The organism is Streptomyces sp. WMMB 322, assembly GCF_900090145.1.
Taxonomy (GTDB): domain Bacteria; phylum Actinomycetota; class Actinomycetes; order Streptomycetales; family Streptomycetaceae; genus Streptomyces.
On record NZ_FMHI01000007.1, the window covers coordinates 123,298 to 147,121 of the forward strand.

Below are 23,824 nucleotides of genomic sequence, written 5' to 3' on the forward strand. Positions count from 1 at the left end.
TCCACCGGCAACCAGGGCCGGCAAGGGTGCCGGATGCGCGGGACAGGCGGCGGGAGGCGGTCAGCCCTTGAAGCCGGAGTTCTCGGGCAGATCGAGGTCGCTCTTGTTCAGCTCCTCGATGTTCACGTCCTTGAAGGTCAGGACCCGCACCTGCTTGACGAACCGGGCGGGACGGTACATGTCCCACACCCATGCATCGGCCATGGAGACCTCGAAGAAGACCTCACCCTGAGCCGAGTGCACCTGCATCTCGTAGTCGTTGGTGAGGTAGAACCGCCGGTCCGTCTCGATCACGTACTTGAAAAGACCGACGACGTCCCTGTACTCCCGGTAGAGCTTCAGCTCCATCTCGGTCTCGTACTTCTCGAGGTCCTCGGCGCTCATGGCATGTTCCCCTTCAGCCGTGCGTGCCCCCATTGTGCGTCAGCCGCGAGTGCCCCGTCCGGCCCGCCGCGCGATCGGGCCGTACGCCGCCCCGCCGAGGATCAGCGCCGCACCCGCGACGACGGCGACGATCAGCGGCTGGAGCGGGCCCGGGTCCGAGGTCCCGCCCGGCAGTGCCGAGAAATCGCCGGGCCGCGCGAGCATCCCCAGTCCGCTCGTGGGCCACGCGACGGCGTCCACCCGGGCCTTCACCGCGGATCGCGGAACCGCCCCGTGGTCGCCGTCGTCGAGGTGGACGCGGGAGTCGACCGAATCCATCCGGTGGTCGCCGAGCAGGAAGAGCTTGCCGCCGGGCACCTTCGTCGCCTTGAAGGGTGGCTGGGAATCGGGTCCCTTGCTCTTCAGATACGACTCCTGGAGGGTCTTCCCGTTGACCGAGAGCCGGCCCTGCTTGTCGCAGCACTCGACCTTGTCACCGCCGGTGCCCACAACCCGCTTGACCATCGGGACGGAGCCCCACACCGAGTCCTGGAAGACGATGACGTCGCCGCGGCGGACATCCTCACCGTCTATCCGCTCCGCGAGCACACGGTCACCGGCCTTGACCGTCGGGTCCATGGAATCCGTCGGCACCGTGTAGGGCTGGTACAGGACGGCACCCATCACGAAGGCCCCGAGGAAGAGCACGCAGCCGATCGCCACGGCGATCCCCGAGAGTGCCTGTCCGAAGCGCCCGCGACTTGCTCCAGTACGTCCAGACTTGGTCATCCCTGCACTCCCGGTCAGCTCGCCGCTTCGGTCTGCGCGCACCTTACCCGGGGTAGAGAGGCGTGAGTACGGGGGGAGGTCAGCGGTTGACGGAGCACTCGGCCGTCGCTCGGGCAGCACGCCGCCTGCGCCGCCACAGCACGAGCGGCACCGCACCGGCGAGACCGGCGGCCGCGGGCACCGCATCGGCGGCCTTCGAGGCGAGCCCCTTCTGGTCGAAGGTGTCGGGCACCGGCAGCCCCGACCAGCGCGTGACCGGCCAGGCAACCACGATGGCGCGTCCGACGACCCTGTCCGTGGGGATCATGCCGTTGTCCACCTTCCGGTGGAAGCGCGAGTCCAGGGAGTCCTGACGGTGGTCGCCCATGACCCACATCTTGCCCACGGGCACCTCGACCGGGCCGAACGGCTTGTCGTCGCACGGGGTGTTCCCGGGGAAGAGATAGGACTCCTCGAGCGCCTTGCCGTTGATCTCCACCGGGCCGCCGCGCTTGCACTCGACCCTGTCGCCGCCGACGGCGATGACACGCTTGATCAGGTCCTGCTCGTCGGCGGAAGGCATCAGGCCGATGGCGCTCAGCACGGTCTGCACGGCACCGCCCGCCCCGCTCGGCTGCGGCACCGGCGCCTCGTTCAGCCAGCCGCCCGGGTCGTGGAAGACGACGACCTCTCCCCGTTCCGGTTCCGAACCGAACCAGGGGGTGAGCTTGTCGACCAGCACCCTGTCCCCGACCTGCAGTGTGTTCTGCATGGAGTTCGACGGAATGGAGAACGCCTGGACGAGGAACGTCTTGATCAGCAGCGCAAGGATCAGGGCGATGCCGATGAGGATCGGCAACTCCTTGAAGAACGACCGCTGCTGCCTGTTGTGGCTGTCCGGCGTGTGATCACTTGTGGTGCCGTCTTCCGCACCCGTGCTCACGCTGATGTCACTGCCTCTCTCTGCGGTCGGCGGCGCATCCCGCGCCGCGCTCTGTGCTCCGGGCCCCGAAGCGGACACGGATTCGGATGCCTCAGGGCTTCTGGTCTCCGTGCCGCTCTCGCCCTCGTTCTCTCCGGAACCGGAACGAGCGCCGACCGCCAAGTCCCCCACAATCACTCCTCACAATCCACTGCCGCCTGTTCCACATACGGGACAGGCCCACCACTCCCATAACGAGCGGGAGTTCCGCAGGGATCGGATATTGCGTCAGTCGGTTGTCACCCTCCCCGACCGGCGGAGCAGCAGCTGATCCGCCCGGGGCGCCGGGCACGGCGCTGAACGAGTCCGAGGCCTCCAGCTTGCCCCAGTGGTCGAACGGCCACGCGATCACGACCGCCCGTCCCTGGACCCTTCCCTCCGGGACGGTGCCGCCCTTCTCACGCAGATGGAACCTGGAGTCGGCGGAGTTGGCGCGGTGGTCGCCCATGACGAACACGCGGCCGACCGGCACTTTCACGTCGAACTTGATCTCTGAAGGCTTGTTGCCCGGATTGATGTACGGCTCCTCGATCGGCTTGCCGTTCACGGTCACTTTGCCTTGTGCGTTGCAGCACTTGACCTCGTCGCCGCCGACCGCGATGACACGCTTGATCAGGTCCTGCTCGTCGTCGGAGGGAAGCAGACCGATGAAGGTCAGGAAGTCCTTGCCCTGCTTGATGACGACAGGGTCCTCCTTGCGCTTCTTCTCGCTCGCCGGGAGCCAGCCGCCGGGGTCCTCGAAGACGACGACGTCGCCGCGCTCCGCCTTCGTGCCGAACCACGGCGTCAGCTTGTCGACCAGGACGCGGTCGCCGATGCGGATCGTCTGCTCCATGGAGCCGGAGGGAATCACGAACGCCTGGACCAGGAACGTCTTGAGGACCAGGGCGATGAACAAGGCGACACCGACGAGGATCGGTATCTCCTTCGTGACGGACAGACGTCTGCGCCTCTTGACGCGCTTCGCAGCACGCCGGCGCTCCGCCCTTCCGCCGCTCGGGCCGGGCGGGATGCCGAGTCTCTCGTCCCTGGATTCATGGCCGGGCAGGTCCATCAGCCGCGCCGAGTAGGCGCTGAGCCGCATGGTCTCCCCCGAGCTCACCTGGGGCGGGGGGAGCGGGCCGTTCGGGCCGGGGAACTTCGCCGGTGGCTGCGTGGGGCCGGGCGCCGTACCTGCGGGGACGCCGTAGCGGTTGCCGCCGCCGTTCGAACGGGCCTGCGGGCTGCCGAAGTATTCGAACGGCTCGCTGTAGTCGTAGTTCCCGGAGTAGTAATCGGAGCCGTCGGGGCCGCCGTTGCGGCCGTTGAAACCCGGATCCGGCGCTCCCCCGTAGCCGTTGCCCTGCCCGCCATAGCCGTTGGCGCTGCCATAGCCGTTGGAGCTGCCGTAGCCGTTCTGACCGTTGGAGCCGTTGCGGCCCGCTCCGCCGTACGGATCGTCGTCGTAGTCGTTCGGTACGCCGTAGTCGTAGGGCCCGTTGCGGGAGGGACCCACCCGGTCACTCATGGGCACCTCCCCCTCTCCCGCGGACCGCTCCCCAGCGTTCCATCGGCCATGCGATGCGGTCGGCCCGCCCGATCACCCGCTCCACGGGAACGGTGCCACCGCCGGCGTCACCGAGGTGGTCCCGCGAGTCGCTGGAGTCGGAGCGGTGATCTCCCATCACCCACAACCGCCCTTGCGGCACTTCGATATCGAACGGCACGGCTGACGGGTCGTCACCGTCATGCAGGTAGCCCTCGTCCAGCGGAACACCGTTCACCTCGATCCTTCCGCGCTCATCGCAGCACCGGACCCGATCCCCGCCGACGCCGACCACACGCTTGACGTAGTCCGTTTCGGACGGCCTGACCAGGCCGGCCGCAGCACCGGCCTCTCGCAACAGGCCGGTCACCGGATTCCCGTCCGACTCCTCCTCGTCCCTGAACGAACCCCTGCCGTCAAAGACCACAACGTCTCCGCGCCCCGGAGAGTTGCCGATCCGATAGGCAAGCTTGTTCACCAGTATCCGGTCACCGACCTCCAGCGTGGGGGTCATTGATGCAGAAGGGATCAAAAAAGGCTGCACCACGAACACGCTGACCAGCAAGGGCACGCTGAGCAGCGACGCAGCAACTGCGCACAAGCGAGCGGAGCGTGACCAGCCCCTCCGCGTCTGCCCGTCCGGGCCGGAGGAGCGGTCCCGCTCCGCTTCGTCGCGCTGCGTCTCGCCGTCCATCGGGCCGAAAGCCTAGTCGCCCGCCGGCCCCGGGACAGCTCGATCAGTTCTCGCGCTTCTCCTTGATCTTGGCGGCCTTGCCGCGGAGCTCTCGCAGGTAGTAAAGCTTCGCACGCCGCACGTCACCACGGGTGACGACCTCGATCTTCTCGACGATCGGGGTGTGGACCGGAAAGGTGCGCTCGACACCGACACCGAAGCTGACCTTGCGGACGGTGAAGGTCTCACGCACACCGCCGCCCTGGCGGCGGATGACGACGCCCTTGAACTGCTGGACACGGGAGCGGTTGCCCTCGATGACGCGCACGTGCACGTTGACCGTGTCGCCGGGGCGGAAGGCCGGAACGTTGTCGCGCAGCGAAGCCGCGTCGAGGTTTTCGAGAAGCTGAGACATGACCGTCTGCTTTCCTCGCTGATGCCACAGGTCATCAGCGGAATGATCGTGATGCTGACTGGAGAGCGCCGCTCCCGTGCGGGCGTCGGTCCCCCTGTGGCAGGGTCGCCACGCCGGGTACGGAGCAGCCGCCTATTCTTCCACGTGCTGCCCTGTCGGCCAAAATCGGCCGTCCGGGCCTTCGCTCCAGCCCAGACGCTCCAGCTCCGCACGGTCGTGCTTGTCGAGCGAGGCCGGGTCGCAACGGGCGATGAGATCGGGCCGGTTCGCGGCCGTGCGGGCCAGTGCCTGGTCCCTGCGCCAGCGGGCGATCCGGCCGTGGTGGCCGCTGAGCAGCACGTCCGGAATGCCGCGGTCCCGCCACAGCGGTGGCTTCGTGTAGACGGGGCCCTCCAGCAGATGGGCCATCGTCCCGGCAGCGAACGAGTCGTCCTGGTGGCTCTCGGCGTTGCCGAGCACGCCGGGCAGCAGGCGTGCGACGGCCTCCACCATGACCAGGACGGGCGCTTCGCCGCCGGCCAGGACGTAGTCGCCGACGGAGACCTCGCGCACGTCCAGCCGCGAGGCGTACTCGTCGACGACCCGGCGGTCGATGCCCTCGTAGCGGGCCGGCGTGAAGACGAGCCATGGTGCGGCGGACAGCTCCACGGCCAGCCTCTGGTCGAAGGGGCGGCCGCTCGGAGTGGGAACGACCAGCACGGGTGCCGGGTCGGCGTCGCCGATGATCTCGTCGAGCGCCTCGCCCCACGGTTCCGGCTTCATGACCATGCCCGGGCCGCCGCCGTAGGGGGTGTCGTCGACGGTGTGGTGCCTGTCGTGTGTCCAGCGGCGCAGGTCGTGCACGTGGACGTCGAGCAGGCCACGGGCCCGGGCCTTGCCGACGAGGGAGACGTTCAGCGGCTCCAGGTACTCGGGGAAGATGGTGACGACGTCGATCCTCACCGGCCGCCGCCCTCCCTCTCGCCCTGCTCCTTCCCGCCGGCGCCGCCGCGTTCCTCCAGCAGTCCCGGCGGCGGCTCGACGACGATCCGCTGCGCGTCGAGATCCACCTCGGGGACGATTTCACTGACGAACGGGATCAGCGCCTCGCTGCCGTCCTCCCGCCTGACCACCAGAAGGTCCTGGCCCGGCGGGTGCGCGATCTCCTCGACCCGGCCGACGGGCGCACCGTCGCGGGTGACCACGTCGAGGTCCACCAGCTGGTGGTCGTAGAACTCCTCCGGGTCGTCCGGCTGTTCGTCGGGGTCGACCTCGGCGATGAGGAGGGTGTTGCGCAGAGCCTCCGCCGCACTGCGGTCCTGGACTCCCTCGAACCGCAGCAGCAGGCGCCCGCTGTGCACACGGCCGCGCTCGATGATCAGCGGCCGGGGACGGGGCGGGTCGGTGGCGAGCACGGCGCCGGGAGCAAGCCTCGACTCCGGCTCGTCCGTGCGCACTTCGACGGTGACCTCGCCCTTGATGCCGTGGGCGCGGCCGATGCGTGCGACGACTAGCTGCACTGTGTTTCTCCGTGCTCGACCTGACTCGGCCTGATTCGGCCTGATGCCGGCGCCGCGGTGCGGACCGCCGGCGCCGTACCCGGAAGCGAACACGGGCCGGGGCCGGCGAGTGCCGTCCCCGGCCCGTGCCGGTGCTCTCCTGTGCGGGGGTCAGCGGACCTGGTCCACGTCGACGAGGTCGACGCGGACGCCACGACCGCCCAGGGCGCTCACGACCGTACGCAGAGCACGCGCCGTGCGCCCGCTGCGGCCGATGACCTTGCCGAGGTCGTCGGGATGCACCCGGACCTCGAGCACCCGCCCACGGCGCAAGGTGCGTGATTCGACCTGCACCTCGTCCGGGTTGTCGACGATGCCCTTCACCAAGTGCTCGAGGGCCTCCTCGAGCATGATCAGGCCCCGGTCGACTCGTCGGAGGACTCGGCCTTGGCTGCCTCGTCCGCCTTCTTGTCGGCCTTCTTCGCCTTCTGGGTGATGGCCTCACCCTTGGGCTCGTCCGCGGACTCCTTCGCGGCGGCCTCGAAGAGGGCCTTCTTGTCGGGCTTCGGCTCGGCGACCTTCATCGGCTCCGGAGCCGGCAGACCCTTGAACTTCTGCCAGTCACCGGTGACCTTGAGGATCGCAGCGACGGGCTCGGTCGGCTGCGCGCCGACGCCCAGCCAGTACTGGACGCGCTCGGAGTCGACCTCGATGCGCGAAGGGTTCTGCACCGGGTGGTAGAGGCCGATCTCCTCGATGGCACGGCCGTCACGGCGCGTGCGGGAGTCGGCGACGATGATGCGGTAGTGCGGCGAGCGGATCTTTCCCAGTCGCTTCAGCTTGATCTTGACTGCCACTTCTGTGGTGTCTCCTGGTCTTGACGTGGGTGGACACAAACGGGTGACCACGTGGGGTTGCGGTACCCGGAGGTCCGATGGACGCGTCAGTCGGAGGAGAGAGGGGTCCGTGCGACTGTCGAGTACAGCGCACCATGATGCCACAGACGACGCGCCCGGCCGAACCCGCATCCGCACCCGGCCGGACAGCGCAACTGCCGGGGCCGCGCTGCGAAGCCGCCCCGGCAGTCCTGTGTTCGCCGGGTGTCAGCCGACGGCCGCCACGGCCTCGACCCTCTCCACCCCGGTGTCCGAGGAGGCTGTGCGCTCCGCCCCGGGGTCGGGGATGCTGAACGGCTTCCCGCACGCTCCGCACATGATCGGCGCCTGCGCCAGCACCGACGGGACCACGCGCACGTTCCGCCCGCAGTCGCAGACGGCCTTGACGCGGACACCGCCGCCACTTGAGCCGTGCCGGGCCGCCGGGCCGCGGAAGCTGCCGCCGCCGTCCGCCTCGGTCGCGGCGTCGTACGCCTTGAGCGCCCGCTGGAGGCGCTCGATGGTGGGGCGGTAGCGACTTCTGGTCTCGGGAGTGGGCGTCACGAGCGAGAAGCCGCTGCTCGCATGCGGCTCGTCGGGATGCGACAGCCCCAACTCCTCGGCTACGGCGAGGAATCTGCGGTTGTGGTAGCGACCGGCGCGGGAGGTGTCTCTGATACCGCGCGCGGCGGCGATCCCGTGAACGGCCTCGTGCAGAAGCCTCTCGAAAGAGAGCCCGCCGCCACATGCGGACGAGGACTCTCCGATCAGCGATTCGGGCGCGGCCAGATCCGGCAGCTCGGGGTGGTGCCTCTGAATGTCCGCCCAGGCAGCTGCCAGCTCGGCGGCGAGAACTGGTGGTGTCGTGCTCACGTCGTGCTCAACGAGTCGGACCGCCTCAGTGTTCCGATTCCGGGACAACCTAAGTAATTTGCACGTACCGGTCAGTCGCGACGCTGCCGCTCCAGCCGGGGCGAGCGCACAGAAGTACGGAGAACCCGCGCAGCCCGGCCATCCCGGACGTACCTCCGAGAGAGGCCCGTCGGGAGCGATCGGTACACCTCGGTGACCATACCGACATTCCCCTGAGCCTTGTGCACCGGGGCCCGCCCCGCGACCAGGGAGAGAGCAGAATCACGTACCGGCTCTCGTTGGCAATATCCAGGATTCTGGATATTATCCACCGCATGATCAGTGGCGCCGACGGGCGTTTCCTCACGCGGAACGGCATGGCCGCACGTCAGCTGGCCGCGCTGCTGCTGAACCACGAAGCGGACACGCGTCTTCCACGGCTTCGCGACTTCGCCGGCGACCTGAAGGTGGGTAACGGGACGGTTCAGGCGGGGCTGCAGCTGCTGGAGGAGGCCGGGGCCGTCGAGACCAAGGCCCGCGGCCACCTCGGCACGTTCCTCGTGCACGCCGACCGCGCCATACTGTGGCGGCTCGCGGGCCTGGGCACGCTTCTCGCCGCGATGCCACTGCCGTACTCCCACCGGTACGAGGGTCTGGCCACCGGACTCAGGGCCGCCTTCGAGCAGGCCGGTGCGCCCTTCGCCATCACCTTCATGCGGGGCGCCTCCACCCGGCTCGGCGCCCTTCTGGAGGGCAAGGCCGATCTGGTCGTGCTCTCGCGCTTCGCCGCCGACCGCATCGCCGAGGAGCACCCGGTGGAGCTGGTCGCCGACCTGGGGCCCGGGACGTACGTGGGATCACACGGGCTGCTGCTGCGGCGCGGCACTCCCCTGGAGACCGAGGGGCTGCGCGTCGCCGTCGACTCCTCGTCCGAGGATCTGCGGATGCTGACGGCAAGGGTGTTCGCGGGGCGCGAGGACATCGAGTGGGTGGAGGCCTCGTACATGCAGCTGCGGGGGCTCTTCGCGCAGGGCCGGGCCGACGCCACCGTCTGGAACCTCGACGAGGTGAGCGATCACCTGGGCCCGGACGTAGAAGTCCTGCCGCTGGACGAGGAGATCACTAGTGAGCTCGCGTCGCGGAACTCCAGCGCCGCACTGATCGGACGGACCGGGGAGTCGTCCGCGCTCGACGCGGTACGGGCCGCACTGGACTTCGGAGTGGTGACCGACGTACAGGGAGAGGTCCTGCGGGGCGAACGCGTGCCGTTGTACTGACACTTCGAGCCCGCGCCTGCTCGCGGTCTCCCATCGCTCCGTCCTCCCGCTGCGGCACCTGCTCTGCGTGCCGGTGCCTGCCGTGCCGGGCTCTTCCGTGCCGCTGCTCTCGGTACCGGGCTCTGTGCGTACCGGCTGACCGGCGCGTACCGGTGGAAGAAAGAACGACGCCGGGTCTCCTCAAAAAGCAGAATCCTGATTATTGTCGTGACCGCCGATCGTGCGGCGGAGGGAAGCGTCATGCAGCAGGGGCTGGAGGAGAAGCTGGCTCTGCGGATCCAGTTGTTCCGGGAGACCGGTCAAGTGCGCGCGGAGGTCGCCGACTTCGTCGAGGACGAGCTGAGGGGACTGGACAGCGCGGGACTGCATGTCTCCGAGGAGACCGCCGGGATGCTCACCAGCCATCTGATGATGGCCCTGAACCGGCTGATGAACGGCGAGACCCTCGACGACCCCGCGGCCGGAGAGCACATGGCGGCCGAACTGGCCGACCGGCCCGACGCCGTGCAGCTGGCACGGCAGATCGCCGCACGGGCCGAGCACGACCTCGGCACGGCGGCCCTCCCCGCATCGGAGACGGCCTATCTGGCCATGCACCTGGCCGTGCTGACGGCCCGGAACCCGGCGGCGGCCGTGCGCGGAAGCGTCCCGGACCCCGCGTCCGCAGAACAGAACGGAGGCCGGCCATGACGAAGATCCTCACCGGAGGGGTCGGCAAGGCCCAAGTCGCAGACACCGTGGGAGAGCTGGGCATCGACGGCCTGGAGGTCTCGGTCTCCAGCGACATGGACGCGGCGATGAAGCTGCGCATGGGGCAGGCCGACTACTACCTCGGGACCTGCCACACCGGCGCCGGAGCCTCCCTCGGGGTGCTGCTCGGAGTGCTGGGCAGCGCAACGTGCCACACCTTCGGACGCGGCATCCCCAGCGCCGCAGAGGTGACCGCGCTGCTCGAGGACGGGAAGAGGGTCTTCGGCTTCGGCATGGACCAGATCTCCGAGACCGCACCCGTCATCGCGCAGGCCATCGCCGCGCACGGCCGCTGACCGCCGGACCCGAAGGAGCACCCCGTGAGCACCGTTCTGGCCGGCGCGCTGAGCGCAGGCGGACACAGCCTCGACTTCTCTCTCGCCCAGAAGACGACCGTCATCCTCCTGTGCGCGCTGACAGCGCTCATATCCCACCTGGCGCTGGCCGTCTTCAACGACGGCGTACGTCCGTTCATGCTCGACTTCATCCAGGGACGCAGCACACGCAGCGCCACCACGGCGGTCTCCTTCGGACTCTCCGCCGGCTTCATCTTCGGTCTCGGCGCACCGATGGCGCTGTCCACCGGAGTGCTCAACCCGTGGCTGCTCTTCCTCCCGACCGACGTCCTCGGGCTCCTGTCGCCGAAGAAGTGGCTCGCTCCCCTGCTGGGCGGCGCCTGGGGCGCACTCGTCGTCTTCGGGCTCAACGGCGCCAACGACGTGGCGCACGATCTGCCCGTCGACTTCCTGACGGCGATGCAGCAGATGGCGACGCCCATCCTCTTCCTCTTCACGCTCTTCCCGGTGCTCGCGATCACCAGGCAGTTCGGCAAGCTCCGCGGCGGCATCGCGGGCATCGTGGAACTCGCTCTGGTGATCCTCACGATGAAGCTGTGGCCCGACGTCTTCCCGGGCGCAGCCGCGATGGCGGTGGGCGTGGTCATGCTCATCGGGTTCGCGACCGCCAAGGACCTGCGGCAGCGGCGAGCGGACCGCGAGGAGAAGGCGGCCGAGCAGCGCAGCGGGGCTCCGGCGGGCGGGGGCGGCCCGGCCGGACCGGACGCGGCAGTCACCGAGGCCGAGCTGGACGATCCGATGCGGTCGCTGTTCAGTGCGAGCGCCACCCGGCTGCGCAAACATCTGCCGCTGTTCATGCTGCTGGGCGCGGGAGTATGCCTCCTGGCGCAGATGCACGTCTTCGGCGGCGGTGAGGCGACGAGCTTCCTCATAGCCAAGGAGGACTACTCCGGCGCCGCGCAGGTGGACTTCTACCGCGTCTTCGGCTTCATACCGCTGATCGCCACGACCGCGCTCGCCTCCGGCGCATATGCGATCGCCGGATTCACCTTCGTCTACCCCATCGGATATCTGCTGCCGAGCCCGTGGCTGGCACTGCTCGCCGGCGCGGCCGTCTTCGCGGTCGAGGTGCTCGCCCTCTCATGGATCGGCAGGATGCTGGGCCGGCTGCCGTCCGTGCGCGACTCCTCCGAACACCTGCGGAACGCGATCAGCGAGAGCCTGTGGCTGGCCATCCTGTTCGGCTCGCTGCTCGCGGCCAACACCATGGGCGGCGGGCTCGGCATCCTCATCGTGGGCGGCCTCTACCTGCTCAACGAGGCGACGGGACGGGTCGTGGTACGCATGGCCGCCGCACCGGCCGCCGTCCTGGTGGGCGGTGTGCTGCTCAATCTTCTGTACTGGCTGGACCTGTTCACCCCCGTCAAGGGCTGACGGGGACGGTCGTCCGGGCACCGGCCGGGAAGGCAGCGGCGAGCACCATGTACGAGCAGCGTTCTGTGCGGTCGCTCCGCACCGTCTCCGGGCCGCTCGAAGCGGCGCGGGTGCGCGGGCCGGTCCTGGCGCACGAGCATCTGGCGCTGGACCTCTCGCGCGGAGGGGACCCGACGGCTGTGCTGGACGGGCGCCACCGCCCGGCCGTCACCGCCGAACTCGCGGCGCTGCGCGAGGAGTTCGGCCTCAGCCTCGTCGTCGAGCTGACGTGCCGGGGCATGGGCCGCGACGCGGCGGCGCTCGCCGGGATATCGCGGGGGTCGGGCGTCGCCGTCGTCGCGGGCACGGGCTGGTACTACGAACGCTTCCACCCGGTGGAGGCCGCGGCCGCCGGAGCCGACGAGCTCGCCGGGAAGCTGGTCCGTGAGATCGAGTACGGCATCGGCGGTACGGGGGTGCACCCCGGCGTCATCGGCGAGGCCGGCAGCCACGGTGACGTGCCCGGTGCGCAGGAGGCCCGGACGCTGACCGCCGCCGCGTACGCCGCCAGGTCGACCGGGCTGTCCCTCGCGACGCACGCCCAGCTCGGACGGGGCGGCCCCGCCCAGCTCGAACTGCTCACCGGGGCGGGCCTGGAGCCGCATCGCGTGAGCATCGGCCACCAGGACCTGACGGACGACTCGGGGGTCCACCGCGAACTGGCGGCGGAAGGCGCGTACGTCGCCTTCGACACCGTCGGCAAGGAGAACTACCGCAGCGACGGCGAACGGCTGCGCCTGCTTCTGGCACTGCTGGAGGCCGGGCACGCCGACCGGGTCCTGCTCAGCTGCGACATCTCGCGGTACGGCTATCTCACGAGCGAGGGCGGCACCGGGTACGGCCACCTCTTCCGTTCCTTCCTTCCGCGCCTGCGTGCGGCGGGAGCCGACGACGCCCTGATCGACCTGCTGACCCGGAGGAACCCGCTGCGCTTCCTCACGGGCGGCACGAACGACGACGAGGAGCTGTGAGATGAGCCCGCCACGACTTCCCACGACGTTCCCGCTGCCCACCGTGCCGCTGGAGGAGGCCGTACAGGCGCAGTTCCGTCTGCTGGAGTGCACCGCGCGGCACTTCGAGGGCACGCAGCTGTTCGAGGCGGACGCCGGTGTGGTGCCGGGGCCGGGCAGGCCGCGCACGACCGCCCGCGTGGAGGCGGTGCTGGCGGACTTCTTCGGCGCGGAGGCGGCGGCCCTCGTGCAGGGTGCGGGCACCGGCGCGATCCGCAGCGCCCTCGGCGCGGTGCTCGACCCGGGCGACCCGCTGCTCATTCACCGCGCCCCCGTCTACCGCACCACGGCCGTGACGCTGCGCGGCCTGGGCGTACGCACCCACGAGGCCGACTTCAACGACCGGGCGTCCCTCGAATCCGCCCTGGCGGGCGGGGAGTTCCGCTACGCCTACGTCCAGCACTCCCGGCAGCGCCTCGGTGACTCCTACGAACCGCGTGAGGTGCTGGAGCTGTGCCGGACGGCAGGCGTCCGCACGGTCGTCGACGACAACTACACGGTCTTCCGGGTTCCGGTGAGCGGAGCGGGGATGGGCGCGGAGGCCTCGTGCTTCTCGCTGTTCAAACTGCACGGCCCCGAAGGTGTGGGCGCCGTCGTCGGCTCCCGCCGGCTCGTCGGGCGGGTGCACGCGGACAACTACTCGGGCGGGGGCCAGGTCCAGGGACATCAGGCACTGGACGCGCTGCGCGCGCTCACGCACGTACCGGTGATGTGGGCCCTGCAGTCGCGGACCGGCACCGAGATCGCCGAACGGCTGGAGGCGGGCGAGGTGCCCGGAGTGGCGGAGGTGCGCCTCGCCAACGTGCAGGACCGTGCACTGGTGCTGTGCCTGGACCGGCCGCTGGCCCGCGAACTGCCCGCGTACGCGGCACGGTACGGGGCCGCACCGTACCCGGTCGGCGCCAACTCGCGTTACGAGGTGGCCCCGTTGTTCTACCGCCTGTCCGGCTCCTCCCTCGACGACGAACCCGCCCTGGCCGACTGGACGGTGCGCATCAACCCGATGCGGGCGGGAGCCGGTCTCGTCCTGGACATCCTCCGCCGTGCGCTGGAGGACCTGTACGCCGCGAACGGGACGGGAGGGGGAGGCGGAGCGGGAGGCGGAGGGCGAGTGGCCTGACGCCCGGCAGACACCGATCCGTCCGCGACGGACCGCCCGCGCGGCCTCCGTCCGGACCGCGCGCAGACCAGGGTCACGACCGTCCAGCCGTCCCGAAGGGCCGATCTTGTTCCTCGACACCGTCCTCGCCCGCAACCCCGGTCTCGCGGACACGGCTGCCGCACTGCACCGGGACGGCGCGATACCGCCGGACACCTACGTCGTCGACCGCGACGCCGTGGAACGCAACGCGGCCCTGCTCGCCGAGCGGGCCGGGGATCTGGGTCTGTCCCTGTGGTTCGTCGTGAAGCAGCTGGGCCGCAACCCGGAGCTGATCGCCGCCGTGGCCCGGCACATTCCGAGCTCCGCCGCCATCGACGCGCCGGAGGCCCGCGCCCTGCACGCCGCCGGAGCCCGCCCGGGCAACATCGGTCACCTGGTGCAGATCCCGCGGCGCGCACTCCCCGGGATGCTCGCCTGGCGCCCGGAGGCCGTCACCGTCTTCGACACCGACAACGCCCGCGCCGTGTCCGACGAGGCGAGGAGGCAGGGCTTCGTGCAGGACGTGCTGCTGCGGCTGGCCGGCGCGCCCGGCTCGGTGTACCCGGGTCAGGAGGGCGGTGTTCCGCCCGACGGCGTGGACGCCTTCGCGGAGGAGGCGGAAGCGTTGCCGGGCATCCGGATCGCCGGCGTCACAGGCTTCCCGTGCCTGCTGTGCGATCCGTCGACCGGCGCACCGCGGCCGACGGAGACCTTCACGCTGCTGCTGGAGGCCCGCGCGCGCCTGGAGCGGCGGGGTCACCGGGGCCTCAAGGTCAGCGCACCGGGCGCCACTTCGGCCGCCGCGCTTCCGCTGCTCGCCCGGCTCGGTGCCACGCACGGCGAACCGGGCCACGCCCTGACCGGGACGACTCCGCTGCACGCACTCGACCCCGGCCAGCCGGAACGCCCCGGGTACGTCTACATCACCGAGGTCGCCCACACCCTCGCGGACGGCCGGCCCGCCCTCCTCGGAGGGGGCTTCTATCCCCGCGCCGGCATCAGGGACGCGCTGCTGCCGCGGACCGGGCTGCGGCTGCCCGTGCGGGAGATGCCGGCGGAGAACATCGACTACTACCGGCTCCTGGCCCCTCCCCCGCCCGGCGCGGCACGGGTGAGGGCCGGCGACACGGCGGTTCTCGCCTTCCGTACCCAGATGTTCGTCACCCGCAGCAGCGTCGCCGTCGTCGCAGGTCTCTCCTCGGGCGAACCGCGGCTGACCGGCCTGTACGACTCTCTGGGGCGGGCCCTGTGAGCGCCGCACGGCCCGGTTCGGGCCCGGCACCGAGCACGGGGAGGACCGTCGTCGTGGTCCTGGACGGCCTCGGCATCGGTGCGATGCCCGACGCGGGTGCGCTGCGGCCGGGAGACGTCGACGCCGACACGCTCGGGCACCTCCTCGACCGTTACCGCGCCGAGCACGGCCGGCATCTGCGGCTTCCCGCGCTGGAGGCCCTCGGCCTCGGGCTGCTGCGTGCGCACCCGGCGCTCGCGGCCGGGACGGCGCTGCCCGTCGCAGCCGGGCGGGCCCGCCTCGGCTACGACGGCGCGGACACCTACGCCGGCCACCAGACGATGATGGGCGCCGACTTCAGCCGGGTCGCCGTGGCCCGCCTGGCCCAGCACATCGCGGAAGTGACCGCGGCGCTCGAACAGGCCGGGTACAAGGCCGAGTTGCTCGGCGGGAAACCTCTGCTCACGGTCGACGGCGACATCCTCGTGCACGACAACCTGGAGGCCGATCCCGGCATCAACTGGAACGTCTCCGCCCGCCTCGAGGACCGGCCGTTCGAGCAGATCCTCGCCGTCGCCCGTACGGTACGGGCGGCCGCGCCGGTCGCCCGGGTCATCGCGGTCGGCGGCCGCTCGGGGAGCCCGCTGCCGCAGTTCGTACGGCACGGCGCCGGCGGCACCGTCGGCCTGGACACACCTGCGAGCGGCTTCTACCGGAACGGCGGCCTGCGGGTGCAGCACCTCGGCGCACCGGTCGATCACACCAGGCAGCTGCCGGAGCTGGCGGCGCGCGCCGGGGCGGAGGTCACCCTCGTCGGGAAGGCGGCGGACATCCTCGCCTGCGACAGCGCGGTGCGCCTCCCCGGCGTACGGACCGGGGAAGTGCTGGCCCACACGCTCGCGGCCGCGCGGGCGCACCGCGCCGGTGCCGCGGAGGGGGCACCCGCTCTCGTGGTGGCGAACGTGCAGGAGACCGATCTGGCCGGGCACCAGCAGGACGCCGCGGGCTTCGCCGCGGTGCTGGGGGAGGCGGACGCCGGACTGGGCGCGCTGCTGCGGGAGTTGGACCGTCCCGGCGACCGGCTGATCGTCACCGCCGACCACGGCAACGACCCGTTGATCGGGCACGCCTTCCACACACGTGAGTTCGTGCCGGTCCTCGTCCACCGTCCGGGCTCCGGCGACGCGGGCCCCGTACTGCTTCCGGATGCGGCGTCGCTGGCGGACGTCGGGGCCACGGCGGCCGGTTTCCTGGGCATCGGCCCGCACGGACCGCACGGGGGATCGCCACTGCCGGTCTGACCCGTCCGGCCGGCGCGGCCCGCGAAGGGGCGTGCGCCTGCGAGGGGCGTGCTCACCTGCCGGCGCGGTCACGGTCAGCCGAAGACGTGGTCCTGCCGGTCGGGTCGATGTACGGGATGGTCCCGCCCCTGCTCGCGGATGCCGCCGGGGCCGTGCCGGGAGGACACGGCCCCGGTCGCTTGTGCCGTACGTCTTCCTCCTGGCGGGGCGTCCCATGCGCCCCAGTGGAGGCCCTGTGGAATCCCAGCGAGCCGACCGGGCATGCGGGGGAACTGCGGCCTCCCCGCACGCCGGGTCCCGCCCCGCTCCCGGCGGAGCGTCAGCCCCCGTCAGTGCTCGACGCCATGCCCGCGCCCGGCTCGGGCTCCCGGCCCGTGTTCCGCGGCCGCGATCCGTTGCCGCCGCGTCTTTGTCCGCGCAGCCCCGCAGCGCGCGCCTCCGGCCACTCCTCGGCGGTGATGGCAAAGCGCTCGTGGTCGCGCCAGGCGTCGTTGAGGAAGAGCAACCGGGGCGAGAACCCCTCGTGCCGGAACCCGAGCCGGCGCGCCATGGCGGTGGAACGGTGGTTCTCCGGCTGGACGTTGATCTCCAGGCGGTGCAGTCCGAGCCCCTGCGGGGCGCTCTCGAAACAGGTGTCGACGATGAGCCGCATCCCCTCGGTCATGCGGCCCGTACCCGCGTACGGCACGTAACTGTCGTAGCCGAGCGAGGCGTTGCAGAAGCGGGCGCGGACGATGTTCGCGACGTTGACGCGGCCGACCAGGCCGTCGTCCTCGCTGTCGAAGATCATGAAGCTGCGCAGCGCGGGGCCCTGACGCCGCAGGAGGTCGGGAAGACCTTCCGGCTCCACGGGATTCCACGGGCTGAGGTGGTCCGCCGAGCGGAGCACCGCCTCTCGGTAGGCGGTCTCGTCGCCGGGCTGCGGGGGCCGGATGTATACGCGCATGAACGACATCATCCGCCCCCGCGCCCGATGGTTCACTTCGGGGGCAGCATGTCCTTGAACTCCTGAGGCAGTTCGAAGTCCTCGGGGCTCTGCCCCGCACCCGTACCGCCGAACGCGCTGCCCTGACCTGCGGCCTTGCGCTGGGCCGCGGCCTGCTCCTCCTGCTTGCGCTTCATGGGGTTCCCCGACTGGCGCTTGCCCTTGGCCTTCTTCTGCTGCTTGGGCTTCTTCTTCCCTGCACCACCCATGCCCGGCATGCCGGGCATCCCGGGCATGCCGCCGCCCTGTGCCATGCGGGACATCATCTTGCGGGCCTCGAAGAACCGCTCCACCAGGTTCTTCACAGCACTGACCTCGACGCCGGAGCCCCGCGCGATACGGGCCCGGCGTGAACCGTTGATCAGGGTCGGCTCCGCCCGCTCCGCCGGGGTCATCGACTTGATGATGGCGGCCGTGCGATCGACCTCGCGCTCGTCGAGATCGTTGATCTGCTCCTTCATCTGGCCCATTCCGGGCATCATCCCGAGCAGCTTCGAGAGGGAGCCCATCTTGCGGACCTGCTCCATCTGCGCCAGGAAGTCGTCGAGCGTGAACTCCTTGGGGCCCTTCTGCAGCTTCGCGGCCATCTTCTCGGCCTCTTGCTGGCTGAAGGTCTGCTCGGCCTTCTCGATGAGCGTGAGCACGTCGCCCATGCCGAGGATGCGGGACGCCATGCGGTCCGGGTGGAACGCGTCGAAGTCGTCCAGCTTCTCGCCGTTGGAGGCGAACATGATCTGCTTGCCGGTCACCTGGGCGACCGAGAGAGCGGCACCGCCTCGTGCGTCACCGTCGAGCTTCGAGAGCACCACACCGTCGAAGCCGACACCGTCGCGGAAGGCCTCGGCCGTGGTGACCGCGTCCTGGCCGATCATCGCGTCGACGACGAAGAGGATCTCGTCGGGGCTGACCGCGTCCCGGATGTCCGCGGCCTGCCGCATCAGCTCCTCGTCGATGCCGAGGCGACCCGCCGTGTCGACGACGACGACGTCGTGCTGCTTCTCCCGCGCGTGGGCCACGGAGTCCTCGGCGACCTTCACCGGGTCGCCGACGCCGTTGCCGGGCTCCGGCGCGAAGACGGCCACACCGGCCCGTTCGGCCACGACAGAGAGCTGGTTGACGGCGTTCGGACGCTGAAGGTCACACGCGACGAGCAGCGGCGCGTGCCCCTGCTGCTTGAGCCAGCGGCCCAGCTTGCCCGCCAGCGTCGTCTTGCCGGACCCCTGGAGGCCGGCGAGCATGATGACGGTCGGCGGGGTCTTCGCGTGCCGCAGGCGGCGGGTCTCGCCGCCGAGGATGCCGATCAGCTCCTCGTTGACGATCTTGATGACCTGCTGCGCGGGATTCAGCGCCTGGGAGACCTCGCTCCCGGCGGCACGCTCCTTGACCTGCTTGATGAAGGCACGCACGACGGGGAGCGCGACGTCCGCCTCCAGCAGGGCGATACGGATCTCGCGCGCCGTGGCGTCGATGTCCGCCTCGGACAAGCGGCCCTTGCCCCGGAGGTTCTTGAAGGTCGCTGCGAGGCGATCGGAGAGAGTGTCGAACACGGCGTTCGCGGGTCCTTCGCGTCTGGGTACTGGGTCAGGTCGGCAGTCGGCCTCCCAGGGTATCCGTCCGCGAGGACTGCGGTCAGGTCCGGTGGGCGACCGGCCCCGGCCGGGGATCGCGCGACCGGCCCGCTACCCCGGCTCCTGCGCCGCGCGCCCCAGCTCCCGTTCGAGGTCGCGTGCGAGGGCGGCGGCGTCCGGCGGAGCCAGCGGCGCACCGTCGGCGCCCGTCAGATAGAAGGCGTCGACCGCGTTGGCGCCGAGCGTGCTGACGTGCGCGCTGCGCACCAGAACGCCCGCTCCCTCCAGGGCACGCCCGATGCGGTACAGCAGACCGGGTGCGTCCTGTGCCCGCACCTCCAGGACGGTCGCCAGCTCCGAGCCGCCCGGCGCGACGGTGACCCGCGGCGGCGGAGCCAGTCCCGCGCGGCGCCTCCGCGGCCCGCGGTAGGCGGCCTCGCGCTCGGCGAGGCGGGCCGCGATGTCGAGAGAGCCGTCGAGGGCGCGCGCCAGATCCGCGCGCAGGCGCAGGGCGGGAGGCAGCGACCCGTACTCGGCGGCCACGCGCCACGACAGCAGCAGCACGGCCGCGTCCCCGTCCGGCTCGCCGTCGGCTCCGCCGGTCACCTGGCCGGGGAGCCGCATCATGCGCAGGTCCGCCGCCCGTACGGTCATCCGGTGCAGGGCGAGTACACCCGCTACGGCGGGCAGCACGCCCAGGGCGTACGCGCCCGTGCCGCCCGGAGCGCCCGGGGCCCCCGTGGCGCCGGGTGCCCCGGGGCCCGGGACCGGGTGGCCGGGTGCCGGATGGCCGGGTGCCGGGCGCGGGGCCGGAACGGTGACCAGCAGTTCGACGCCGACTCTCCGGGCGCGGGACGCCTCCGCGTCGCCCTCGTCGTCCCGGCCGCCCCGGCGGTCTCCGCCGGAGGGGTCGCGCGGTGCCGCCCCTCCCGTCCCGCCCGTCCCGCCCGTCGTACTGAGCGCGAGGGCGGGGCCCTGCCGGCGCCACGACTCCAGCGCGAGGCGTTCCGCTTCCGCGGACGGCACGAACGGCTCGGTGTGCTCCTCGACCGCCTCGCCGGCGAGTACGCCGGCGACCCGCGAGACCAGGTCGGCGACGAGGGTGCCGCGCCACGCGGACCACGCGGCGGGGCCGGTCGCGAGCGCGTCGGCCTCCGTCAGCGCGTGCAGCAGTTCGAGGGTTCCGGTGCCGCCCACGACGTCGGCGACGGACCGGATCGTCGCCGGGTCGTCCAGGTCGCGGCGGGTCGCGGTCTCCACCAGCAGCAGATGGTGACGTACGAGCCGGGCGAGCACCTCCGCGTCCGGCGCGTCGAAGCCCATGCGGCCGGCCATGTCGTAGGCGATCGTCTCCCCGACGAGGGAGTGGTCGCCCGGCCAGCCCTTGCCGATGTCGTGCAGCAGGGCCGCGACCAGCAGCAGGTCCGGCCGCTGCACGTGGCGCGTCAGCGCGGAGGCCCGCACCGCGGTCTCCACCAGATGACGGTCGACGGTGAAGCGGTGCACGGGATTGCGCTGCGGACGGCAGCGCACCCGCTCCCAGTCGGGCAGCACACGTCCGATCAGGCCCTCGGCGTCCAGCGCCTCCCAGACGGGCACCGTCGCCTCGCCCGCGCCGAGAAGCGTGACGAACTCCTCGCGCGCCTCCGCGGGCCACGGCACCGGAAGGTCCGGCGCCGCCGCCATCCTCCGCACCGAGGGCAGCGCCAGCGGCAGCTGCGCCTGCGCCGCAGCGGCGGCCGCCCGCAGCGGCAGCACGGGGTCACGGTCGGGCCGTGCCGTACGGGCGAGCGTTGCCTCCCCCTCGTGTTCGACGACGCCTTCGGCGAGCGGTGTGCGTTCCTGCGCGGTGCCACGCCGGGCACCGCCCGACGAGCCGCCCAGCAGTCCGCGCAGCCGGGAGGCGCGCCCGCCGCGGGAGTGGATCACACGGCTCACCTCGCGCCACGTCACGTCCGCCGCGTAGGCGATGGTGCGGGCCGACTCGTAGACCTGACGAAGCAGCGCGTCGGCGTCCGGCAGCCCGAGCTCCGAGGCGACCTGGTCCTGGTCCTGGAGCGCGAGCCGGTCGGTGGAGCGGCCGGTCGAGAGGTGGAGCACGTCGCGCACGTCCAGCAGCGACTCCCGCGCCCGCGCCAGGCCACTGTGCGGCGCGTCCGCCAGCCAGGACGCGGCCACCGCCCGCAGCGCCGTGGCGTCGCGCAGCCCCCCGCGGGCCTCCTTCAGGTCCGGTTCCAGCAGGAAGCGCAGCTCACCGTGAGTACGGGCCCGTTCCTCCGTCAGCTCCCGAAGCTCCGGGAGGCGCGCGGCGGCCTGCGCCCGCCACTGTGCGAGGAGCCCGGTGCGCAGCTCGGAGGTGAGCGTCTCGTCGCCCGCGATGTGCCGCGCGTCGAGCAGGCCGAGCTGGACCTTCAGGTCGTCCTTGGCGGTGGCGCGGGCCTCCGCGGGGGTGCGTACGGAGTGGTCCAGAGCGATGCCGAGGTCCCAGACCGGGTACCAGATGCGGTCCGCGATCCGGGCGATGCCGCCGGGTCCGGCGCCGCCGTCGTGGAGCAGCAGCAGGTCGAGGTCGCTGCGCGGCGACAGCTCGCCCCGCCCGTAGCCGCCGACGGCGACCAGCGCCACGCCCGGACCCGGGTCCCCCAGCAGCCCCGCCAGCCAGTGGTCCGTCACGCGCGCCAGTTCGGCACGGCGGGGCGCCCCCACCGCCGTGCCGTCCTCGCCCCGGAGGAGACGCAGGCGGGCCGCCGCGTAGCCGCCCGGCTCCGTCTCCGGCCCGGCTTCCCGGGCCGTGTCCTCCGCCGTGCCGGGAGGCCCGCTGCGTCCGCCCATGTGAACCGTCACTAGAGGGCGTCGGGGCCGCGCTCGCCGGTGCGGACCCGCACGGCGGTCTCGACGGGCACCGTCCAGACCTTGCCGTCGCCGATCTTTCCGGTGCGGGCGGACTTGACCACGACCTCCAGGAGTTCCTCGGCGTCCCCGTCCTCGGCCAGGACCTCGATGCGCACCTTCGGCACGAGGTCGACGGTGTACTCGGCGCCCCGGTAGACCTCGGTGTGGCCGCGCTGGCGTCCGTAGCCGCTGGACTCGGTGACCGTCAGGCCCTGCACACCGAAGGCACGCAGCGCCTCCTTCACGTCCTCCAGCTGGTGCGGCTTGATGACCGCGGTGATGAGCTTCATGCGTCAACCTTCTTCTCGGAGATCCGGCCTGCCGTCTTCGACTCGTCGTGCTGGTCCGGGCCGGGCGCCGACGCGGCGGGACGGGCCGGGGACGTGACGGAGGACCCGGAGGGGGAGCCGCCGACGGCACTGAAGTCGTACGCGGTCTCGGCGTGGTAGGCGCGGTCCAGGCCGCTCGTCTCCTCCTCCTCGCTCGCGCGCATGCCCACGGTGACGTGGATCAGCTTGGCGATGATCCAGGAGACGACGAAGGAGTAGCCCATCACCGCGAAGGCCCCGGTGGCCTGCTTGCCGAACTGGGCGAGGCCGGCGTCGCCGCCGGTGGCCAGGAAGCCGACCATGAGCGTGCCGATGACGCCGCCCACGAGGTGGACGCCCACGACGTCGAGCGAGTCGTCGAAGCCCAGCTTGAACTTGAGGCTGACCGCCCAGGAGCAGACGAGACCGGCGACCAGACCGATGGCCAGCGCCCCGACGGCGTTGACGTTCGCTCCGGACGGCGTGATGGCGACCAGCCCGGCGATGGCACCCGAGGCGGCACCGAGGGTGGTGAAGGCACCGTGCCGGATGCGTTCGTAGACGAGCCAGCCCAGTACGGCCGCTCCCGTGGCGAGCTGCGTGTTCATGGCCATGATCGCGGCCGTGCCGTCCGCGGCGAGAGCCGAGCCCGCGTTGAAGCCGAACCATCCGAACCACAGCAGAGCCGCACCGAGCACCACCAGCGGCAGGCTGTGCGGACGCATCGGGTCCTTCTTGAAGCCGATGCGCTTCCCGACGACCAGTACGGCCGCGAGCGCACCGACACCGGCGTTGATGTGGACGGCGGTGCCACCGGCGAAGTCGATGACGCCGAGCTCGAAGAGCCAGCCGCCCTCGGCCCAGACCCAGTGCGCGACGGGGAAGTAGACGAGCGTCGCCCACAGCCCGATGAAGGCGGCCCACGCGCCGAACTTCACGCGGTCGGCGAGGGCCCCGCTCATCAGGGCCGGGGTGAGGATCGCGAACATCATCTGGAAGAGCGCGAAGGCGAAGACCGGGATGCCGCCCTTCTCGGTCAGCGATCCGTCGGTGATGCCCCTGAACCCGGCGAAGTCGAAGTTGCCGATGACGCCGCCGGTGTCGGGACCGAAGGCCAGGGAGTATCCGTAGAGCACCCACAGGACGGTGATCACGCCCAGCGAGACGAAGGACATCATCAGCATGTTGAGCGCGCTCTTGACTCGGACCATGCCTCCGTAGAAGAAGGCCAGGCCCGGCGTCATCAGCATGACGAGGCATGCACTGATCAGTACGAATGCGGTATCGGCGCCATTCAATGGACGTCTCCTCGAGGTACCGGCCGCACGGAACGGACGGGACGGGCGGGCAGGCCGGGGGGTGATGCAGCCACGTTCGCCGCGTTCCGTTTCCTTTGATGCCGCGCGTTGTTTCGCCGTGGTGACGATGCGCGCCGTGGTGTTACGTGCCGGTGAACCGCCCACGGGCGGGACGAAGAGATGCTGCGCGCTGCGGACATGCAGAACCGGCCGCGGCGCACCCTGTACGACATGGCGTCGGGGGGAGCCCTGTCTGCTGCCCGGGTGCGGCCGCGGCCGGTTGTCATGGGTCGGACGGATCAACTCGCCCGCAGGTTCCACAAGTTCGCCGATCCGTACATCCGCGCATCAGCGGACCGGACC

At 71.2% G+C, this 23,824-nt stretch carries 23 protein-coding genes and 1 pseudogene; 8 read left to right on the forward strand and 16 right to left on the reverse strand.

The annotated features are described in order from the left end of the window. Positions 1-60: 60 nt before the first annotated feature. The 11 genes from H180DRAFT_RS13725 to H180DRAFT_RS13775 form a co-directional block, all read right to left on the reverse strand. On the reverse strand, positions 61-384 hold the full coding sequence (locus H180DRAFT_RS13725; protein WP_055486339.1) for a DUF2469 domain-containing protein: 324 nt from the start codon (positions 382-384) through the stop codon (positions 61-63). Positions 385-423: 39 nt separating this feature from the next. Next, positions 424-1,152: a signal peptidase I gene (lepB, locus tag H180DRAFT_RS13730; RefSeq protein ID WP_055486340.1), complete on the reverse strand. Its 729-nt coding sequence runs from the start codon at positions 1,150-1,152 to the stop codon at positions 424-426. Positions 1,153-1,231: 79 nt separating this feature from the next. Next, positions 1,232-2,245 carry a signal peptidase I gene (gene lepB, locus H180DRAFT_RS13735; protein ID WP_074466798.1) on the reverse strand — a complete coding sequence of 338 codons (1,014 nt, stop codon included), beginning with the start codon at positions 2,243-2,245 and terminating at the stop codon, positions 1,232-1,234. Then, positions 2,166-3,620 carry a signal peptidase I gene (lepB, locus tag H180DRAFT_RS30950; RefSeq protein ID WP_107097651.1) on the reverse strand — a complete coding sequence of 485 codons (1,455 nt, stop codon included), beginning with the start codon at positions 3,618-3,620 and terminating at the stop codon, positions 2,166-2,168. Before lepB (H180DRAFT_RS30950) ends, lepB (H180DRAFT_RS13735) begins: the two co-directional genes overlap by 80 nt. Then, complete coding sequence (lepB, locus tag H180DRAFT_RS13745) at positions 3,613-4,332, reverse strand: signal peptidase I (RefSeq protein WP_074466800.1); 720 nt, start codon at positions 4,330-4,332, stop codon at positions 3,613-3,615. The genes lepB (H180DRAFT_RS30950) and lepB (H180DRAFT_RS13745) overlap by 8 nt, the downstream gene beginning before the upstream one ends. 43 nt (positions 4,333-4,375) lie before the next feature. Next, positions 4,376-4,726 (reverse strand): 50S ribosomal protein L19, encoded by a 351-nt coding sequence (gene rplS / locus H180DRAFT_RS13750; RefSeq protein WP_055486343.1) that lies wholly within the window; start codon positions 4,724-4,726, stop codon positions 4,376-4,378. Between the two features lie 132 nt (positions 4,727-4,858). Continuing rightward, complete coding sequence (trmD, locus tag H180DRAFT_RS13755; protein WP_055486344.1) at positions 4,859-5,668, reverse strand: tRNA (guanosine(37)-N1)-methyltransferase TrmD; 810 nt, start codon at positions 5,666-5,668, stop codon at positions 4,859-4,861. Further along, positions 5,665-6,225: a ribosome maturation factor RimM gene (gene rimM, locus H180DRAFT_RS13760; RefSeq protein WP_055486345.1), complete on the reverse strand. Its 561-nt coding sequence runs from the start codon at positions 6,223-6,225 to the stop codon at positions 5,665-5,667. Before rimM ends, trmD begins: the two co-directional genes overlap by 4 nt. A 150-nt stretch (positions 6,226-6,375) precedes the next feature. Beyond that, entirely contained in the window at positions 6,376-6,615 is a 240-nt protein-coding gene (locus H180DRAFT_RS13765; protein WP_028435408.1) for an RNA-binding protein, read from the reverse strand. 2 nt (positions 6,616-6,617) lie between these two features. Then, entirely contained in the window at positions 6,618-7,061 is a 444-nt protein-coding gene (rpsP, locus tag H180DRAFT_RS13770; protein ID WP_055486346.1) for a 30S ribosomal protein S16, read from the reverse strand. A gap of 246 nt (positions 7,062-7,307) precedes the next feature. Next, the gene (locus H180DRAFT_RS13775) at positions 7,308-7,952 is read right to left on the reverse strand and encodes a hypothetical protein (RefSeq protein WP_055486347.1); all 645 of its coding nucleotides are present in this window, start codon (positions 7,950-7,952) and stop codon (positions 7,308-7,310) included. Between the two features lie 317 nt (positions 7,953-8,269). On the opposite strand from H180DRAFT_RS13775, the gene yhfZ reads away from it, so the two are divergent. From yhfZ to H180DRAFT_RS13815, 8 genes are all read left to right on the forward strand, one after another. Then, on the forward strand, positions 8,270-9,208 hold the full coding sequence (gene yhfZ / locus H180DRAFT_RS13780) for a GntR family transcriptional regulator YhfZ (protein ID WP_055486477.1): 939 nt from the start codon (positions 8,270-8,272) through the stop codon (positions 9,206-9,208). A 252-nt stretch (positions 9,209-9,460) separates the two neighbouring features. Further along, positions 9,461-9,898 carry a PRD domain-containing protein gene (locus H180DRAFT_RS13785; RefSeq protein WP_055486478.1) on the forward strand — a complete coding sequence of 146 codons (438 nt, stop codon included), beginning with the start codon at positions 9,461-9,463 and terminating at the stop codon, positions 9,896-9,898. Further along, positions 9,895-10,254 carry a DUF2620 domain-containing protein gene (locus H180DRAFT_RS13790; protein ID WP_055486348.1) on the forward strand — a complete coding sequence of 120 codons (360 nt, stop codon included), beginning with the start codon at positions 9,895-9,897 and terminating at the stop codon, positions 10,252-10,254. Before H180DRAFT_RS13785 ends, H180DRAFT_RS13790 begins: the two co-directional genes overlap by 4 nt. A 48-nt stretch (positions 10,255-10,302) precedes the next feature. Beyond that, positions 10,303-11,688, forward strand: coding sequence for a YhfT family protein (locus tag H180DRAFT_RS13795; RefSeq protein ID WP_107097656.1), 1,386 nt, complete (start codon positions 10,303-10,305; stop codon positions 11,686-11,688). Between the two features lie 47 nt (positions 11,689-11,735). Beyond that, positions 11,736-12,698, forward strand: a complete 963-nt coding sequence (locus H180DRAFT_RS13800) for a phosphotriesterase family protein (RefSeq protein ID WP_055486350.1) — start codon at positions 11,736-11,738, stop codon at positions 12,696-12,698. Between the two features lies 1 nt (position 12,699). Continuing rightward, the gene (locus H180DRAFT_RS13805; RefSeq protein WP_055486351.1) at positions 12,700-13,857 is read left to right on the forward strand and encodes an aminotransferase class V-fold PLP-dependent enzyme; all 1,158 of its coding nucleotides are present in this window, start codon (positions 12,700-12,702) and stop codon (positions 13,855-13,857) included. Between the two features lie 106 nt (positions 13,858-13,963). Beyond that, complete coding sequence (locus H180DRAFT_RS13810) at positions 13,964-15,130, forward strand: alanine racemase (RefSeq protein WP_055486352.1); 1,167 nt, start codon at positions 13,964-13,966, stop codon at positions 15,128-15,130. Continuing rightward, positions 15,127-16,410, forward strand: coding sequence for a phosphopentomutase (locus H180DRAFT_RS13815; protein WP_074466801.1), 1,284 nt, complete (start codon positions 15,127-15,129; stop codon positions 16,408-16,410). Before H180DRAFT_RS13810 ends, H180DRAFT_RS13815 begins: the two co-directional genes overlap by 4 nt. A 439-nt stretch (positions 16,411-16,849) precedes the next feature. On the opposite strand, the pseudogene H180DRAFT_RS13820 reads toward H180DRAFT_RS13815, so the two are convergent. The 5 genes and pseudogenes from H180DRAFT_RS13820 to H180DRAFT_RS13840 all read right to left on the reverse strand — a co-directional run. Then, positions 16,850-17,368 (reverse strand): annotated as a pseudogene (locus tag H180DRAFT_RS13820) (GNAT family N-acetyltransferase); the annotation flags it as partial. Between the two features lie 20 nt (positions 17,369-17,388). Then, positions 17,389-18,942 carry a signal recognition particle protein gene (gene ffh, locus H180DRAFT_RS13825; protein WP_055486353.1) on the reverse strand — a complete coding sequence of 518 codons (1,554 nt, stop codon included), beginning with the start codon at positions 18,940-18,942 and terminating at the stop codon, positions 17,389-17,391. A 132-nt stretch (positions 18,943-19,074) separates the two neighbouring features. Next, the gene (locus tag H180DRAFT_RS13830) at positions 19,075-21,795 is read right to left on the reverse strand and encodes a [protein-PII] uridylyltransferase (RefSeq protein ID WP_055486354.1); all 2,721 of its coding nucleotides are present in this window, start codon (positions 21,793-21,795) and stop codon (positions 19,075-19,077) included. Positions 21,796-21,806: 11 nt separating this feature from the next. Next, on the reverse strand, positions 21,807-22,145 hold the full coding sequence (locus H180DRAFT_RS13835; protein WP_028435395.1) for a P-II family nitrogen regulator: 339 nt from the start codon (positions 22,143-22,145) through the stop codon (positions 21,807-21,809). Beyond that, positions 22,142-23,461: an ammonium transporter gene (locus tag H180DRAFT_RS13840; RefSeq protein WP_079100096.1), complete on the reverse strand. Its 1,320-nt coding sequence runs from the start codon at positions 23,459-23,461 to the stop codon at positions 22,142-22,144. Before H180DRAFT_RS13840 ends, H180DRAFT_RS13835 begins: the two co-directional genes overlap by 4 nt. Positions 23,462-23,824: the final 363 nt, after the last annotated feature.

Excerpts from the sequence above, each read along its gene's own strand:
- H180DRAFT_RS13800 (WP_055486350.1), top strand. The coding sequence starts at position 11,736 with ATGTACGAGCAGCGTTCTGTGCGGTCGCTCCGCACCGTCTCCGGGCCG.
- H180DRAFT_RS13790 (WP_055486348.1), top strand. The coding sequence starts at position 9,895 with ATGACGAAGATCCTCACCGGAGGGGTCGGCAAGGCCCAAGTCGCAGAC.
- H180DRAFT_RS13835 (WP_028435395.1), bottom strand. The coding sequence starts at position 22,145 with ATGAAGCTCATCACCGCGGTCATCAAGCCGCACCAGCTGGAGGACGTG.
- rplS (WP_055486343.1), bottom strand. The coding sequence starts at position 4,726 with ATGTCTCAGCTTCTCGAAAACCTCGACGCGGCTTCGCTGCGCGACAAC.
- lepB (WP_074466800.1), bottom strand. The coding sequence starts at position 4,332 with ATGGACGGCGAGACGCAGCGCGACGAAGCGGAGCGGGACCGCTCCTCC.
- H180DRAFT_RS13805 (WP_055486351.1), top strand. The coding sequence starts at position 12,700 with ATGAGCCCGCCACGACTTCCCACGACGTTCCCGCTGCCCACCGTGCCG.
- H180DRAFT_RS13725 (WP_055486339.1), bottom strand. The coding sequence starts at position 384 with ATGAGCGCCGAGGACCTCGAGAAGTACGAGACCGAGATGGAGCTGAAG.
- H180DRAFT_RS13830 (WP_055486354.1), bottom strand. The coding sequence starts at position 21,795 with ATGGGCGGACGCAGCGGGCCTCCCGGCACGGCGGAGGACACGGCCCGG.
- H180DRAFT_RS13765 (WP_028435408.1), bottom strand. The coding sequence starts at position 6,615 with ATGCTCGAGGAGGCCCTCGAGCACTTGGTGAAGGGCATCGTCGACAAC.
- lepB (WP_107097651.1), bottom strand. The coding sequence starts at position 3,620 with ATGAGTGACCGGGTGGGTCCCTCCCGCAACGGGCCCTACGACTACGGC.
- lepB (WP_055486340.1), bottom strand. The coding sequence starts at position 1,152 with ATGACCAAGTCTGGACGTACTGGAGCAAGTCGCGGGCGCTTCGGACAG.